The following is a 15,272-nucleotide window of genomic DNA, read 5'->3' on the forward strand; positions in this document are numbered from 1 at the left end:
TTAACATCTTTTTTAGATCATTATATCAATCTTTTTTCTATTGTCCAACATATGCGACAGAACCATAATCTTCTATATGCTGTTCAAGGGTTTTGTTTTTACTAACTATAACTGTTCTATTCGCTTCGTTAGCAAGATTCTCTCTTATTGCTTTGCCGCTCTGAGCATTTTTAACAAAGCGTGGGGATAACTTTAATATGTCACATGTGCCGTGTTCTTTTGCTCGTATAGATTCTATGGAGTTTAGAGATTGGTTTAGATTTTTGGCTCCGAGATTTGTCATACTATTTAAATCCTGAATACTAAAAGTAGAGCAGCTAAAAATATCTTTTTGTATAGCATTATTATAATATAATTTGCTATCGATTTTCACTGTGTTAGCAACTTACGTCAATTCGGGATAAGGATATTGTGAACATGTAGATTAAAATCAAATTTTGTTGAAGGTTTATTTTTCTTTAATGAGTAAGCAACAAGAGTAGATAATATATGGACAAAGGCATTTATTGGTGATCTATGTCTAGTATGTTCAAGGTTCATTTTATTTTTTAGATAATCAAAAACTGTTTCAATTAAGTTACGTTTTCGAAGTAAGATTTTTTCTTTCAAATCCATTAATTTATTTTCCATATTCTTCTTAATTCCATGAATCATTTTTAAGCCTCTTTCATATAAATTTAAGAACAAATTTTGCTTAATATAACCTTTATCAGCTGCTATAATTCCAGTTAATCTTTTTGTTAACTCCGGTACTGGAACCCTATCATCTACATTGCCTTTGGTCACTTTTAATGCCATAAACTCCCCTTTATTATTGATTATTACATGTAATTTAAAACCATAAAAATACCCCATAGAGGATTTACTATGTTTGGCTAATCCTTTAAAAACTTTATTGCTATAACGCCTTTTATTGTGACAAGCTTTAATCGTTGTAGAGTCAATAAAATAAATACCTGTTTCCTCACCAAACAACAAATGAATCAACATATTTAGCGGTATGAATAATCGTGCCATTAATTCAACAAATCTATTATAACTCAAGGCTTTGGGAAAATCATCCTTATGCATGCACTCTATATAACTTTTATAGAAAAATTTAAAATTCTTAGCATAGGATGTATGAAACATAATTATTATTGTTAACATTTCACTTAGACTCATGCTACAACAGCGATTTCTTTGCTTATTTGATGGTAATAACTTTCTCTGTTCATACTCCAAATAAATTTTACAAAAATCATCTATAAAACTATATAATTCTGTGATATCTTTTTTCATGCCTGTAGTTTGTTTTTTTGTTTAAAAATATAAATACTGCAGGCACTCCTTTTTGACAATCCTTTTATCTATTACTATTTCATCTATATCTTATCCCGAACTGACGTAACTTGTAAAATAAAAGGGAGATTTGTTATAACTCCTGCTGCATCAATGTGAAAAATCTCCATATTATCACCATTATAATGTATCTGAAGAGGTGTACAATGAGCGTGTCCTCTTTCTGGATCAGGCATTTGTATGATAAGATCGTAGTGAAAAGGCTGTTTAGAGTCAGATTTTTGTTTTATTAGGTCTTTAAGTTTGTCTAAGCTCTCGTGATCCTTAATTATTACAGGTTGGTAATTTATGCCATGTTCTGCCCGGGCATTGGATTTTGCTTAAAGTGTTAAAGCAATTTCTTCTGGATATATTTGAACTCCAGTCTTTAACAGTTCCGTTTGCTCTGTAGTTGCTTGTTTATTCTTGTTGATTCTCAAATCATCTATAATAGCAATTTTTTTCTAGTAATACTATCTTTTGATCTATATACTTTTTTAATCCCTCGTAGTAACTTAGCATATATAATTCCCCCATAGTGTTGTTAAACATAGAAAATAACGGGCAGTCCCATAAAATCTTAACAGTTAGCTCATTTCTCTCTTATAGCTATTATTTTTAATTAATCGTCTTATTTCATTTCTCATAAAATACATGATAACTAAAAATATACTAGAGGTAGTCATAATATAAAAAGCGGGAGCATAAAATAAGCCTGTTTCTTCAACAAGCCAACGCGAAATAATAATAGAAGTGCCCCCAAACATGGCAATACCTAAATTATAACTAAAAGATACCCCTGAAAATTTTTGTTCAGGAGAAAATAATACTATAATGACACTATAGGCCGTTCCAGCTATTGCCCCGCCAAGAATACTTAAGATAGTTAGAGCAAAAATTTGTTGCCACATGAACGGTAATGATATGGAGAATAGAGTAGGTAAGGTTAGTATTAAGATCGCGATACTTACTAAAATTAGTACTTTAAATTTTCCTATAATGTCAGTTAATCCACCAAATAATGGCATAGATATCATCATTATAAAATTGGTATATAATAGATAAATAAGGGAAGTTGTATTATCAAGATGCATGACATCCTGGTAATACACATTAAAGGTTTTTATTAAATATACGAGACTACTAGCAAATGCACCAGCACAAAATGTTAAAAACATTGGTTTCCAAGCTGTTTTGACTACGTTGATAAACGGGGCTTTTAAAGTTTTCTTCTGTTCGGTTAACATTTTAAAAATGGGGGTTTCTGATACACGAAGACGCAAATAAAAGCCAACCAACCCCAAGAAACCACCTAATAGAAATGCGAAACGCCAAGCAAAATTAAGATGATGAAAATATTTCTCAATAATAATTCCTACAATAGTAGCAATCAACGTACCAGCAATATTTGAGCCATGCACTAAACCAGCGATAAAACCTGGACGTAAATTTTGATGATGCTCTAGAATGAAAATAGCCGCTCCAGCTCCTTCGCCACTAATACACAGACCTTGTAAGAGACGCATTATGATCAATATTATTGGTGCACAAATTCCTATACTAGAATAAGAAGGGATTAACCCCATAGTGAATGTTGGTATAGTCATACCAAGCATAGAAATAATTAATGATATCCGCCTACCATATTTATCTGCAACATAGCCAAAAAATATACCGCCTATTGGTCTAGTAACAAACCCTACCGCGAATACACAAAGACTTAATATTATTTGTATAAATTCTGACTTTCCAGGAAAAAACGTGCGACCAATCGTTAGTGAAAATACTGAGTATACTGTGAAATCATAGTATTCTAGTATATTTCCTGAGATGGCTGATAAAAAAACGGACTTAGGTTTGCTCATCTATATCTTATCAATCAAATTTAATTAAATCGGATTATAGACTACTTAACCAACTTATAAAGTGTAAAATAATTTTATTTTCTGTAATCATTTCTTTTAAAAAAATCAACACAACCAATTATATCATATAATTAATTTATCAGATTATTTTAATTTTGCCAACTTTTAGTTACATAGTAACATAATTATTACTATATAATTAATTTTTATCTAATAATTAGCAATTTATATTATCTATTACTTGATTCTTTTGAGCGAGACATTCATTATGCTATAATGACCTGATATGATATTGTGTTATTAAACTTAATTCAGAATTATGGAGTTATTGTCATGACAACACCAAAGACAGTTCTCTCTCTCTCAGGAGGTGGAGTCAAAGGGATCGCTCAATTGGTTGTGCTTGCAGAAATTGAAAGAATTACAGGGAAATATATAGTCGAATTATTTGACGTTATTGTTGGTACTAGCGTCGGTGGATTACTTGCCGTTTTATTCGGCATTCCCAAACCAGGTTCAACAAAACCTCTTCTCTCAGCGCAAGAAGCTTTAAAACTATTCGAAGATAGTGTTGCTGATATTTTCCCACAACATTGGTATCATCAAGGAAAAATTGGTCAAATATTTAGTCATAAATATAGCCAGAAACCTCTTAAAGCACTGTTAGACAAATATCTTGGTGATATGAAATTTGATGATCTGCTGGGTCATGTTCTTGTAACAGCTTTTGAGTTAAACAAAGAAAGTTCTATTAAGATGTTTGATAGTCATAAACATAAGGTTAAGGCAAAAGATGTAGTCCGTGCTACTACGGCAGCTCCTAGCTATTTAAAAAGCGTGAAAATTGAGGATGAGGAAGGTGAGCATATTCTGATTGATGGAGGCATAGGTTATAATCGCCCAGCGGCAGAAGCTATAAAATATCTTAAAGAGGGATTAAATCGTGAACAACAAGGAGAAATGTTAGATAACATGACGCTTGTTGCCCTTAATTTTCAATCGCCTCTTGAAAAACAAGATGTACTACCACCTCACCTTGATGGTCTTATACCTCAGCTAGCTAATGGGCTAGTGAACAATATGATGAAAGCTTCTCAAGATGCTGCCACGAAGGAAGTTGAAAGAGACCTACCGGAAAAGCAATTTTTCAACTTATTACTTCCTGTGCCGAAAGGATCTACGAAATTAGATAATTCTAGTCCAAAGAATATGGCTAAATTAAAAGCAGCTAGTACAAAATATATAGAAGATAATAAAGAGTTTATTGAGAATCTATGTAAGGATTTGGTCAAGAATGCCAAAGCTATGGAAGAGAGTTTAAAAGCAACAAATATTGACGAATCTAATGTTTCTAGTGCGTTAGTAGCGAGTGATAATACTAATGAAGAGCAAGATAATAATGCTTCCAGTACTGTTAGTAATCGTGTAATATCGAAAGAATGTGATAAACAACAATTATTGATTAAAGATTTAAATGATAGTCAATATGAAACTTTACAAAAAAGCTTGAGTACTTTAACTCCTAGGGAATCTCAGCTTCTAGAAATGTTCTTACAAGTATTAGATAATGCACAAATTGAAGCTCTATCCGGTCGGATTAGCTCAATCATCAACGGTAATCATATGGATGAAATACCTGAGTTAACTAATTCTCAAAATATGCTTCTTAACTCTTTTAGTAAGATGTTTATACCTGATAATGATTATAATACTTGTGGTCAAGAAGCTTTAGCTCAAGAAGTACCGTGTGATGGAAGAGGCTCAGATTTTTCACACGCTCCTCCTGAAGTGTATTAATTGTAATTACCCCAGTTCAGGATAAGAATTAACTAATTCTTATCCCGAATTCGCGTCTGTTGAGTATATTCTTGATATTTACAGAAGATAGCATAAAATAACCAAGCAGTGAATTGCTTATGAGTTTGTTATGTTACATAGATATATTAAAAACAATGATGTTGTTTCTTTAGAAGAAAAACAACATCTATTTCATCTCGTTGATCCGAGTCCTTGGCCAATCCTGACTTCATTTGCCTTATTGCTTTTAGCTAGCGGTAGCATAATGTTTATGCATGCATATAGATTTGGTGAATATGTTTTTGGAGCTGGTATTCTTTCAGTGATTTTTTGTTTATATTCATGGTGGAGTGATGTAATTAAAGAGGGATTAATTGGAAAACATCATACGCAGCCAGTAAGAATCGGCTTAAGGATAGGTATGGCACTATTTATTTTGTCAGAAATAATGTTTTTTGCTGTATTTTTTGGGTCATTTTTTAAAGCAAACCTTTTCCCTGTAGGACTGCTAGATGGTGTATGGGTGGTAAAGCCTGGTGTATGGCCTCCTGCTGGTATTCAAACATTTGATCCTTTTGACATTCCTTTTATTAACACATTGATTCTTTTGTTGTCCGGTACAACAGTAACTTGGGCACATTATGCTCTTGAGGAAAATAACCAAAAGGATTGTATGACCGCTCTTAGCTTTACCATAATACTTGGGGTATTATTTAGTTTAATGCAAGCTTACGAATATCATCATGCAGCTTTTGGTTTTAAAGATGGAATCTATCCTTCTAATTTTTACTTAGCAACAGGTTTTCACGGAGTTCACGTAATAATTGGCACTATATTTCTAAGTGTTTGTTATTATAGAGTGCGGCGAGGTGACTTTGTGAAAGGTAATGGTCATTTGGGTTTTGAATTTGCAGCTTGGTACTGGCATTTTGTTGATGTAGTATGGTTGTTTTTGTTCACTTTTGTATATGTTCTTGGAAGATAGACTGTTAAAATATAGATATTTTTATATTATTTTCCGTACCTGATTTAATACATCTTCAGCATGTCCAACTACTTGTACTTTTGACCAAATGTAAGCTATCTTGCCTTTTTTATCTATTAAGAAAGTAGCTCTATTAACTCCCATATATTTTTTACCAAACATTGATTTTTCTACCCAAACTCACGTCAGTTCGGGATAAGATATAGATGAAATAGTAATAGATAAAAGGATTGTCAAAAAGGAGTGCCTGCAGTATTTATATTTTTAAACAAAAAAACAAACTACAGGCATGAGAAAAGATATCACAGAATTATATAGTTTTATAGATGATTTTTGTAAAATGTATTTGGAGTATGAACAGAGAAAGTTATTACCATCAAATAAGCAAAGAAATCGCTGTTGTAGCATGAGTCTAAGTGAAATGTTAACAATAATAATTATGTTTCATACATCCTATGCTAAGAATTTTAAATTTTTCTATAAAAGTTATATAGAGTGCATGCATAAGGATGATTTTCCCAAAGCCTTGAGTTATAATAGATTTGTTGAATTAATGGCACGATTATTCATACTGCTAAATATGTTGATTCATTTGTTGTTTGGTGAGGAAACAGGTATTTATTTTATTGACTCTACAACGATTAAAGCTTGTCACAATAAAAGGCGTTATAGCAATAAAGTTTTTAAAGGATTAGCCAAACATAGTAAATCCTCTATGGGGTATTTTTATGGTTTTAAATTACATGTAATAATCAATAATAAAGGGGAGTTTATGGCATTAAAAGTGACCAAAGGCAATGTAGATGATAGGGTTCCAGTACCGGAGTTAACAAAAAGATTAACTGGAATTATAGCAGCTGATAAAGGTTATATTAAGCAAAATTTGTTCTTAAATTTATATGAAAGAGGCTTAAAAATGATTCATGGAATTAAGAAGAATATGGAAAATAAATTAATGGATTTGAAAGAAAAAATCTTACTTCGAAAGCGTAACTTAATTGAAACAGTTTTTGATTATCTAAAAAATAAAATGAACCTTGAACATACTAGACATAGATCACCAATAAATGCCTTTGTCCATATATTATCTACTCTTGTTGCTTACTCATTAAAGAAAAATAAACCTTCAACAAAATTTGATTTTAATCTACATGTTCACAATATCCTTATCCCGAATTGACGTAAACTCCATATTTTTCACAAGTATCGGAATTAGAATCTGATGCAAGATCAAAGGGTTCTGTCGCATATGTTGGACAATAGAAAAAAGATTGATATAATGATCTAAAAAAGATGTTAAGATGTTTCGTATTACTGCAAGATTATTATCATATTTCAAAGGATTTTGTTCTTCACCAGAAATAATAATATTATTTGTCTATATGAAATGCCGATTTTCTTTAAGTTATCGAGATTTGGAAGAAATGATGAGTATAAGGGGAGCAAAAATTGATCACTCTACATTACAAAGATGGGTTATAAAATTTGTACCATTGATAGATCAGGTGGTTAGAAAAAGAAAGAAGCCAGTTGGTAGTAGTTGGAGAATGGATGAGACTTATATTAAATTAAACGGTAAATGGGTTTATTTATATAGAGCACTAGATAGTCTTGGTAATACTGTAGACTTTCTGCTACGTAAGCATAGAGACAAGCCTGCAGCACTTGCATTTTTTCGTAAAGCCTTTAGAGAGAATAATTTTCCTGAGAAAGTAGTAATTGATAAAAGCGGTAGGGTTTTGTCGCATCTATAAATCATACTACATCAAGATTGTTAAAACTAAGGTTTTGGACATTATGATGCCATTAACATAGCAAAATTCTCAAAAGTAGAAAGATTATCATTAGCTCCAATTATTTGTCTTTTTTGCATCATACGAATATTTTCTATACCGGTAATAGTCATTTCTGCAGAATGAAAACTCTTAAAACCAAGCATTGGCTTTGTACGTTTTTTGATAAACCTATGATCTTGTTCTACAAGATTATTCAGGTATTTGGTCTGAATAACCTTAATTTTATAATCTTTAGGAACTTCTGTATTCAAATCATTAAGAGCAGGCGTATTACTACCGCTTTTATCAATTACTACTTTCTCAGGAAAATTATTCTCTCTAAAGGCTTTACGAAAAAATGCAAGTGCTGCAGGCTTGTCTCTATGCTTACGTAGCAGAAAGTCTACAGTATTACCAAGACTATCTAGTGCTCTATATAAATAAACCCATTTACCGTTTAATTTAATATAAGTCTCATCCATTCTCCAACTACTACCAACTGGCTTCTTTCTTTTTCTAACCACCTGATCTATCAATGGTACAAATTTTATAACCCATCTTTGTAATGTAGAGTGATCAATTTTTGCTCCCCTTATACTCATCATTTCTTCCAAATCTCGATAACTTAAAGAAAATCGGCATTTCATATAGACAAATAACATTATTATTTCTGGTGAAGAACAAAATCCTTTGAAATATGATAATAATCTTGCAGTAATACGAAACATCTTAACATCTTTTTTAGATCATTATATCAATCTTTTTTCTATTGTCCAACATATGCGACAGAACCGGTCTAATGTCAGCCCTGCGTAGCTTACTATTACCCACATCTTTTTTTCGTTCGCTAGCAAATAGCTCACACTAGACTCATTGGTTATTTTGTAGTACAATATAAATGTTTTGGTATATTCGAATGATCCTACGAATTTCAAAGCAGAAAAATATAAATAATCTATGGTTTTAAAGTACTATGTCTCTGTTACCTATTGTGACTGCTCCAGATTCAAGATTAAAACAAAAATCTTTGCCAGTAAGGATAATCAATGATAATATAAGAAAGTTAATGGATGACATGGTTGAAACTATGTATCATGATCATGGTGTAGGGTTAGCTGCCATTCAGATTGGAATAGCTCAGCGTATATTGGTAGTTGATTTGCAGAATAATGATGATACAGAAAGACCCGCTGGGTTTTATCCATTATTTATCGCTGACCCGAAGATAATAGACAAATCTAAAGAATTAGTTGTGGCAATAGAAGGCTGTTTATCTCTACCGGAACAACGGGTCGAAGTAGCAAGGTCTGAGTCTATAACTATAAGATTCTTAGATTATCATAATAGCCAGCAAGAATTAAAAGCTGATGGTTGGCTTGCTAGGGTTATTCAGCATGAAATGGATCATTTAGATGGTAGACTACTAATTGATTATTTAAGTGATATAAAAAAGGACATAGCATTACGTAAATTAAAAAAACTGAAAAATAATATTTTGTGCAAGTAATTTTCATGGGTACGCCTGAATTTGCTGTACCTACTCTTAAGAGTTTAATTAACAGTAAAGATCACCAAGTGGTTGCTGTATTCACTCAATCTCCAAAATCTAAAGGAAGGGGGCTAAATGAGATAGCATCACCTATTCACAGCTTGGCATCAAAATATGATATTCCGACTTATACCCCTAAAACCTTGAAAACCGAAGAAATAACCAATTTAATTAATTCAATTAATGCGGATATAATAATAGTAGTTGCTTATGGATTCTTGATACCACAAGTTATCCTACAAGCCAAGAAATATGGATGTCTTAATATCCATCCCTCAAGTTTACCACGTCATAGGGGAGCTGCTCCATTGCAGCGTACTATTATAGAGGGAGACTCTGAAACTTCCGTATGCATAATGCAGATGGATGAGGGGTGGGATACTGGTGATATTATATTGCAGCATTCGTTTTCACTCTCTCCTAGAATAACTTTACCAGTTTTGCATGACCAATGTGCAGAAATAGGGGCTGATTTATTGGTTAAAACTTTAGATAATATTGATAACCTACCAAGGATTGTCCAAGATAAAGATGGAGTAATTTATGCTCATAAACTCAAGAAAGAAGAAGGGAAGATAAATTGGTATGAGACTGCTTACAAAATAGATTGTAGAATTCGAGGTATGAATCCATGGCCTGGAATATATTTTGAATATAGAGGTAAAGTTATAAAGATCCTAGAAGCGTATTATAATGATTTGGATGTTAAATTACAGCCTGGTACTGTGGTTAATAATAATATCTTAGAAATAGCTTGTGGTAAGGGTACTTTGATCATCAGAAAATTACAGCAAGAAGGAAGAAAAGCTTTAAACGTTGAAGAATTTATACGTGGGGTACAAATTCCCCTAGGTACTTTATTGGATTGATGTGGGAGAATTAGTATATACTAACTCCAGCCACTCATCTTCATCAATAATTTTAATTCCAAGCTCCTTAGCTTTTTTGAGTTTACTACCGGCATCGCTACCCGCCACCACTACAGCAGTAGCAGACGAAACACTACTACTTACTTTAGCTCCTAATTTCTCTGCCTGAGATTTTGCTTCTGCTCTTGAAAGAGTAAGTAAAGAACCGGTAAATACTACAACTTTACCAGTTAATGCGGTTTTGGTGGTTTGATCACTATAGTCTTGAATTTCTAAAATTTTACTTAACTGATGAATAATTTGTAGATTTTCTTTAATATCAAAGAAGTCTATAATATCCAGCAAAATTTTATCTCCTATTCCTTCTAGATCATTTAACCTTTGGTACATAGGCTGATCACCTTTTAATAAAGATTCCATAGCTTCTATAAAATTACCATAATTCTGAAATTCTCGAGCAAGTAATTTGGCATTTTGTTCGCCAATATGCCTAATTCCTAAGGAATAAATGAATTTATTTAGGGGGACGGTTTTGGATTTTTCAATGTTTGCGAATAAGTTTTTTACAGAAATTCGCCCCCATCCTACCATATTTTCAAGCTTGACTAAGCTTTTTTCATTATTATTTTGCAAATAAAAAATATCCTCTGGATTTTTTATTAAAGACTCTTTCAATAGAAATTCTATTTGATTCTTTCCTAAACCGTCTATATCTAAAGCATTTTTAGAAGTAAAATGACAAATTCGTTCGTAATTCTGAGCAGGACAATTTAACCCATTATCACAACGAATTATTATTGTCTCTTGATTATAATGTAAATTAGAATCACAAGACGGACAGAGTTTTGGCATATCAATTTTTTGTGATTCACTAGAGCGTCTAGTAAAATCTACCGCAGTAATTTGCGGTATGACGTCCCCTGCCCTCTGCAAAAACACATAATCATTAATCCTGATATCTTTTCTTATGATTTCCTGATAATTATGTAATGTAGCTCTTGATACCCTAACTCCCCCAATAGAAAGAGGTTCTAACTCAGCAACAGGCGTTAATACACCTGTCCTACCTACTTGTAGAGTAATATTAATTAGTTTCGTTTGACCAACTATTGCAGGAAATTTATGAGCAATAGCAAATCTTGGGCTTCTTGCGATAAAACCCATCCTTTGCTGCAAATCAAAATCATTTAGCTTATAGACAATACCATCAATTTCATAAGGCAGCTCTTCTCTAGACAAATTCAAATATTCATAGAAAGATTTCATATCATTTTCAGAATATGCTAATTTTCCTATATTATTAACGATAAACCCTAGCTCTTTTAACTTATCTAATAAAGCATCCTGAGAATCAGCTATTTTGTTACTACTACTTCCCACAGCATAAACAAAATACCTTAGAGGTCTACTTGCTGTAACGTTTGGGTCTAACTGCCTTAACGACCCAGCAGCCGCGTTACGCGGGTTTGCAAATTTATCTTTTTTTGATAATTCTTGTGCTTGATTTAATAATAGAAAATCTTGTTTATTGATATAAACCTCACCTCTTACTTCCAAAATTGCTGTATCCAAGACTATTGAATGAGGGAAATGCTTGATAGTCTTAATATTTTCAGTTATATCTTCTCCAATAAAACCATCACCTCTTGTCGCAGCAGCGGTGAGTATGCCATTCTTATAGGTAGCAGAAAAAGATAAACCATCTATTTTAGGTTCGCAAAAGATAGGTTGAAAACTATCAAGACGTAAGAAATTCTTTATTCTATTTATAAATTCTGATACATCCTCATTATCAAATGCATTACTAAGAGAAAACATTGGATTTATATGTTTTACTTTAGAAAATTTCTCTGCAGCTAGACTACCAATTTGTTTAGTTGGACTATTTGCCAGCACAAGATGAGGAAATTTTTTTGCAAGTTCAAGATTTAAATTAAATAATTGATCATATTCAGCATCAGAAATCAGAGGAGTATCTTCTTGGTGATATGCTTTATTATATTTTTCTATCTCACTTGCCAATTGTTTTAGTAAATCTTTTGCCTCTAATTCAGAAAGCTGTTCAATATCAGTTGGAATATTTTGCATATTAATCGTAAAAGTTTGAGGATCAGATTTAATTGTAACTAGGTATGAGGTACGGTAATGTTGTATTGAACTCAGGTAAATTATTATTATCGCATAAACCTTGGCAACATAACCTAATAAGACCTATTTAACGTAAACTCAAGTAAAGAAGCTAAATGATCTTTATAAATATTCTGTATAGGGATTTGCTCTAATAAATTACTAGCCTCATTCTTAATGTTTGCTAGATGGTCGATAATTTGTTGCTTAATACCATGTTGTATCATCAAACTTCGTATTATCTCAAATTCACTCTCAGATCTATTATCCGCCTTAATCATTTTCTGAACTGTTAATTGCCCGGTATCATCAAGCTTCTTATATAAAAAGATTAGGGGTAGAGTTATTTTTCCTTCTAAAAAATCATCACCTATATTCTTGCCAATATCATGACTATTTCCTAAATAATCAAATAAATCATCAATAATTTGGAAAATATTTCCTAAATATCTACCAAAATTTTGTAAACTTTCACAGATCTCGTTAGATTGACTAGAAATAATTGCTCCTACTTCACAAGATACTCCAAATAACTCTGCAGTTTTAGCCATAATTATTTCATTATATTCTGTTTCGTCAATAATTCTCCGCTGATTCAATTTCACAAGCTGAGAAACTTCACCTTCTGATATAATTGCTGAAGCTCTTGATAAAGATTTCATAGCTTTAACAGATTTGGTATCTACCATTAACTGAAATGATTGACTAAATAAAAAATCTCCAACTAGAATACTAGCCTTACTTCCCCAAACAACATTAGCAGTAGGTTTGGATCTTCTCATTGTACTTTCATCTACTACATCGTCATGAAGTAAAGTTGCTGCATGAATAAATTCTACAGCTCCAGCAAGTTTGATATTATCTTCACCGACATAACCAAACATTTTACTAGTTAGAATTGTTAGTAATGGCCGGATTCTCTTTCCACCAAATTCTAGTAAATATTTACCTATTACGCCAACTAGTTGTTCTTTGGCAGCTAAGTGGGTCAGAATAAGTTTATTTAAGCTAGACAGTTCTACTGCTAAATCTTTATGTATTATTTTTATAGTATCCAATTTACATCTCTAATGCTATTTTAACCTCAAGTATCGATATAAGAATTAATAATTCTTATATCGATACTTGCTTTGTTATAAGGAAAAATGCACTCTTGAAGCGGGTGCATTTTAACTTTTTTCATCATTCAATATGTGATTTTAATTATTAAAATCACATATTGAATGGAGTATTATATTTTAACAATCAGGTGGGCAGCCGCTTCAAACCTGATTGTTTCTATATATAATACTGAATTCGATGTAACTTGTTACATCGAATTCAGGTTATTTTATGACTTCCTGCCAAACATCACTATCAACCTCCAAAAAAGGCTGGATCATTAATTGTTTTAACAATGAATGATGCTCATTAAAATCAGGTACTAGTTCTTGTATCCTTTTTGTTACATTATCACCAATATGTATTTTTTTCGAGGCTTTTTTGTATAATGCTAGATAATATAATGGCAAAAATTTATTAAAGTCTACGGAACCTATTTTGCCTTTTTCTATATTACTTGAATCTAAATTATACTCAAAACTTATGTCACCTGAGTTAGAATCAGGATGATCTGATATGGTTCTTAAAAAATACCTCGTACCTTCTTTGTATACAATACGACTATCTTCTGAGAATGTTTTAAACCTACCCAAGTTAAAGAAATAATTGGTTATAAGATCCGTTGCCTTTAAATAATTATTGAAGACAATAAGTCCCTTAATATCAAATTTTCTAAATGCATCTAGCCTGCATTCGCTTGATAAGCGAAATCCGGTATTATTAGAAAACAAACTAAGATTATTTATTTGAGCTCTCATTATATCTTTTTTTCTAGCAAAAAAATTTATATCTAAATCAAAAATATATTGATGGTTCTCTAATTCAGTCAAGTTGAATTTATCTTTATTACTGTTAATATACTGTAATTCTTCTATTAAAGATGAACTATTAGGGAGTAGCGATATATATGACAATAAATACTGTATAGAATTCAATATATTATCGGAAAATCCTGACTTCAAATCAATTTTTGATTCAACCTTAAGATGACTATCATTGCTACCTTCTTCTACTTTACTTTGATACAATAAAGTAGTCAAGGATTCTTGGATACTACTTGAAAACTTGCTGAATATCATTTTTATTTCCAAATCTTTAGCAAATTCACTATATAAAGATTTATTAGTTTTTATATAAAACTTACCTTCAAAACTAAAAGGTATCGGCCAAGCAAATCTATATAATAAAAGACCAGCTGGTATTCTTCTGTTTATAATATTACTTTCTAAGATGTTTGTTGAATAAGTAACATTTAATTTTTGTGGCACATTATTTTTAAAATCTTCTAGATCAGTATAATATTTATTCCTTTCTAGTGAAAATGAAATAATTGTATGATCTTCATCATATAATTTCTGCCCGTCAACTAAATCAAAAATTTTTGTTTTCTCAGATGTTAATTCCAACTTTTTTATAAAATTTATAATTTCAAACGGATCTTTTTTTTGTATAAAAATCTTAAATAATTTAAAGCTTAAAGGCATTTTGGCTATAAAAGAATAATTACCACTTTCGAATTTTGTACCAAATCCCAACTCAATAGGTTTATAGCGACCTGTTGCGTCACCAAAATAACTAACAAAGCAAGCCTGTTTCAGTAAATCATAACCTATATAAATCGGGGAATTAAATTCAATTATACTATTCTCTCCCTCTTCATGCCAACCAATTACTTGCAAGGCAATTTTAAACGGAAAACCATAGCTAACAACTTTATTAAATTTAATGAAATATTTTTGTTCACTATCTATCGAATTAGCAGCGATATAGCGGTTACTATATTGCCCATTAATCTTACTAGCTACAGAAGTAACAATTACCAACCATGAAATAGTATAAATCAATAGGATTACAGCAATTATAACTGATATATATATTAACTTT

Annotated in this window: 13 protein-coding genes and 1 pseudogene; 6 read left to right on the plus strand and 8 right to left on the minus strand. The window is 31.6% G+C overall.

Annotated elements, in window-relative coordinates; genetic code table 11:
* Positions 1-37: 37 nt before the first annotated feature.
* From AAHN00_RS11720 to AAHN00_RS11730, 3 genes are all read right to left on the minus strand, one after another.
* On the minus strand, positions 38-373 hold the full coding sequence (locus tag AAHN00_RS11720; protein ID WP_342271354.1) for a hypothetical protein: 336 nt from the start codon (positions 371-373) through the stop codon (positions 38-40).
* 17 nt (positions 374-390) lie between these two features.
* Entirely contained in the window at positions 391-1,281 is an 891-nt protein-coding gene (locus AAHN00_RS11725) for an IS982 family transposase (protein WP_250310582.1), read from the minus strand.
* A 626-nt stretch (positions 1,282-1,907) separates the two neighbouring features.
* Positions 1,908-3,185, minus strand: coding sequence for an MFS transporter (locus AAHN00_RS11730; protein WP_342271355.1), 1,278 nt, complete (start codon positions 3,183-3,185; stop codon positions 1,908-1,910).
* A 333-nt stretch (positions 3,186-3,518) separates the two neighbouring features.
* Here AAHN00_RS11730 and AAHN00_RS11735 point away from each other — a divergent pair, with 333 nt between their 5' ends.
* Complete coding sequence (locus AAHN00_RS11735) at positions 3,519-4,982, plus strand: patatin-like phospholipase family protein (RefSeq protein ID WP_342271356.1); 1,464 nt, start codon at positions 3,519-3,521, stop codon at positions 4,980-4,982.
* Between the two features lie 130 nt (positions 4,983-5,112).
* Positions 5,113-5,967 (plus strand): cytochrome c oxidase subunit 3, encoded by an 855-nt coding sequence (locus AAHN00_RS11740; protein ID WP_342271357.1) that lies wholly within the window; start codon positions 5,113-5,115, stop codon positions 5,965-5,967.
* Positions 5,968-5,988: 21 nt separating this feature from the next.
* On the opposite strand, the gene AAHN00_RS11745 is transcribed toward AAHN00_RS11740, so the two are convergent.
* The gene (locus AAHN00_RS11745; RefSeq protein ID WP_342271358.1) at positions 5,989-6,129 is read right to left on the minus strand and encodes a hypothetical protein; all 141 of its coding nucleotides are present in this window, start codon (positions 6,127-6,129) and stop codon (positions 5,989-5,991) included.
* Between the two features lie 127 nt (positions 6,130-6,256).
* On the opposite strand from AAHN00_RS11745, the gene AAHN00_RS11750 reads away from it, so the two are divergent.
* Both AAHN00_RS11750 and AAHN00_RS11755 read left to right on the plus strand, forming a co-directional pair.
* Complete coding sequence (locus AAHN00_RS11750) at positions 6,257-7,147, plus strand: IS982 family transposase (protein ID WP_342271359.1); 891 nt, start codon at positions 6,257-6,259, stop codon at positions 7,145-7,147.
* Between the two features lie 121 nt (positions 7,148-7,268).
* Positions 7,269-7,700 (plus strand): annotated as a pseudogene (locus AAHN00_RS11755) (IS6 family transposase); the annotation flags it as partial.
* Between the two features lie 62 nt (positions 7,701-7,762).
* Here AAHN00_RS11755 and AAHN00_RS11760 read toward each other — a convergent pair.
* Entirely contained in the window at positions 7,763-8,470 is a 708-nt protein-coding gene (locus tag AAHN00_RS11760) for an IS6 family transposase (protein WP_342271360.1), read from the minus strand.
* 245 nt (positions 8,471-8,715) lie between these two features.
* Between AAHN00_RS11760 and def the strand changes: the two genes are divergently transcribed.
* Entirely contained in the window at positions 8,716-9,249 is a 534-nt protein-coding gene (gene def / locus AAHN00_RS11765) for a peptide deformylase (protein ID WP_342271361.1), read from the plus strand.
* Entirely contained in the window at positions 9,240-10,160 is a 921-nt protein-coding gene (gene fmt, locus AAHN00_RS11770; RefSeq protein WP_342271362.1) for a methionyl-tRNA formyltransferase, read from the plus strand. Before def ends, fmt begins: the two co-directional genes overlap by 10 nt.
* On the opposite strand, the gene ligA is transcribed toward fmt, so the two are convergent.
* The 3 genes from ligA to AAHN00_RS11785 all read right to left on the minus strand — a co-directional run bounded on the left by ligA (position 10,149) and on the right by AAHN00_RS11785 (position 15,232).
* Positions 10,149-12,248: an NAD-dependent DNA ligase LigA gene (gene ligA / locus AAHN00_RS11775; protein ID WP_342271363.1), complete on the minus strand. Its 2,100-nt coding sequence runs from the start codon at positions 12,246-12,248 to the stop codon at positions 10,149-10,151. The two genes, fmt and ligA, sit on opposite strands and share 12 nt — an antisense overlap.
* Positions 12,249-12,361: 113 nt before the next feature.
* Positions 12,362-13,345, minus strand: a complete 984-nt coding sequence (locus tag AAHN00_RS11780; RefSeq protein ID WP_341747973.1) for a polyprenyl synthetase family protein — start codon at positions 13,343-13,345, stop codon at positions 12,362-12,364.
* Between the two features lie 267 nt (positions 13,346-13,612).
* The gene (locus AAHN00_RS11785) at positions 13,613-15,232 is read right to left on the minus strand and encodes a hypothetical protein (protein ID WP_342271364.1); all 1,620 of its coding nucleotides are present in this window, start codon (positions 15,230-15,232) and stop codon (positions 13,613-13,615) included.
* Between the last annotated feature and the right edge of the window lie 40 nt (positions 15,233-15,272).

It is taken from the genome of Candidatus Tisiphia endosymbiont of Parasteatoda lunata (genome assembly GCF_964030955.1).
GTDB lineage: Bacteria > Pseudomonadota > Alphaproteobacteria > Rickettsiales > Rickettsiaceae > Tisiphia.

Excerpts from the sequence above, each read along its gene's own strand:
- ligA (WP_342271363.1), bottom strand. The coding sequence starts at position 12,248 with ATGCAAAATATTCCAACTGATATTGAACAGCTTTCTGAATTAGAGGCA.
- def (WP_342271361.1), top strand. The coding sequence starts at position 8,716 with ATGTCTCTGTTACCTATTGTGACTGCTCCAGATTCAAGATTAAAACAA.
- AAHN00_RS11760 (WP_342271360.1), bottom strand. The coding sequence starts at position 8,470 with ATGTTTCGTATTACTGCAAGATTATTATCATATTTCAAAGGATTTTGT.
- AAHN00_RS11730 (WP_342271355.1), bottom strand. The coding sequence starts at position 3,185 with ATGAGCAAACCTAAGTCCGTTTTTTTATCAGCCATCTCAGGAAATATA.
- AAHN00_RS11740 (WP_342271357.1), top strand. The coding sequence starts at position 5,113 with ATGTTACATAGATATATTAAAAACAATGATGTTGTTTCTTTAGAAGAA.
- AAHN00_RS11725 (WP_250310582.1), bottom strand. The coding sequence starts at position 1,281 with ATGAAAAAAGATATCACAGAATTATATAGTTTTATAGATGATTTTTGT.
- AAHN00_RS11745 (WP_342271358.1), bottom strand. The coding sequence starts at position 6,129 with ATGTTTGGTAAAAAATATATGGGAGTTAATAGAGCTACTTTCTTAATA.
- AAHN00_RS11735 (WP_342271356.1), top strand. The coding sequence starts at position 3,519 with ATGACAACACCAAAGACAGTTCTCTCTCTCTCAGGAGGTGGAGTCAAA.
- AAHN00_RS11750 (WP_342271359.1), top strand. The coding sequence starts at position 6,257 with ATGAGAAAAGATATCACAGAATTATATAGTTTTATAGATGATTTTTGT.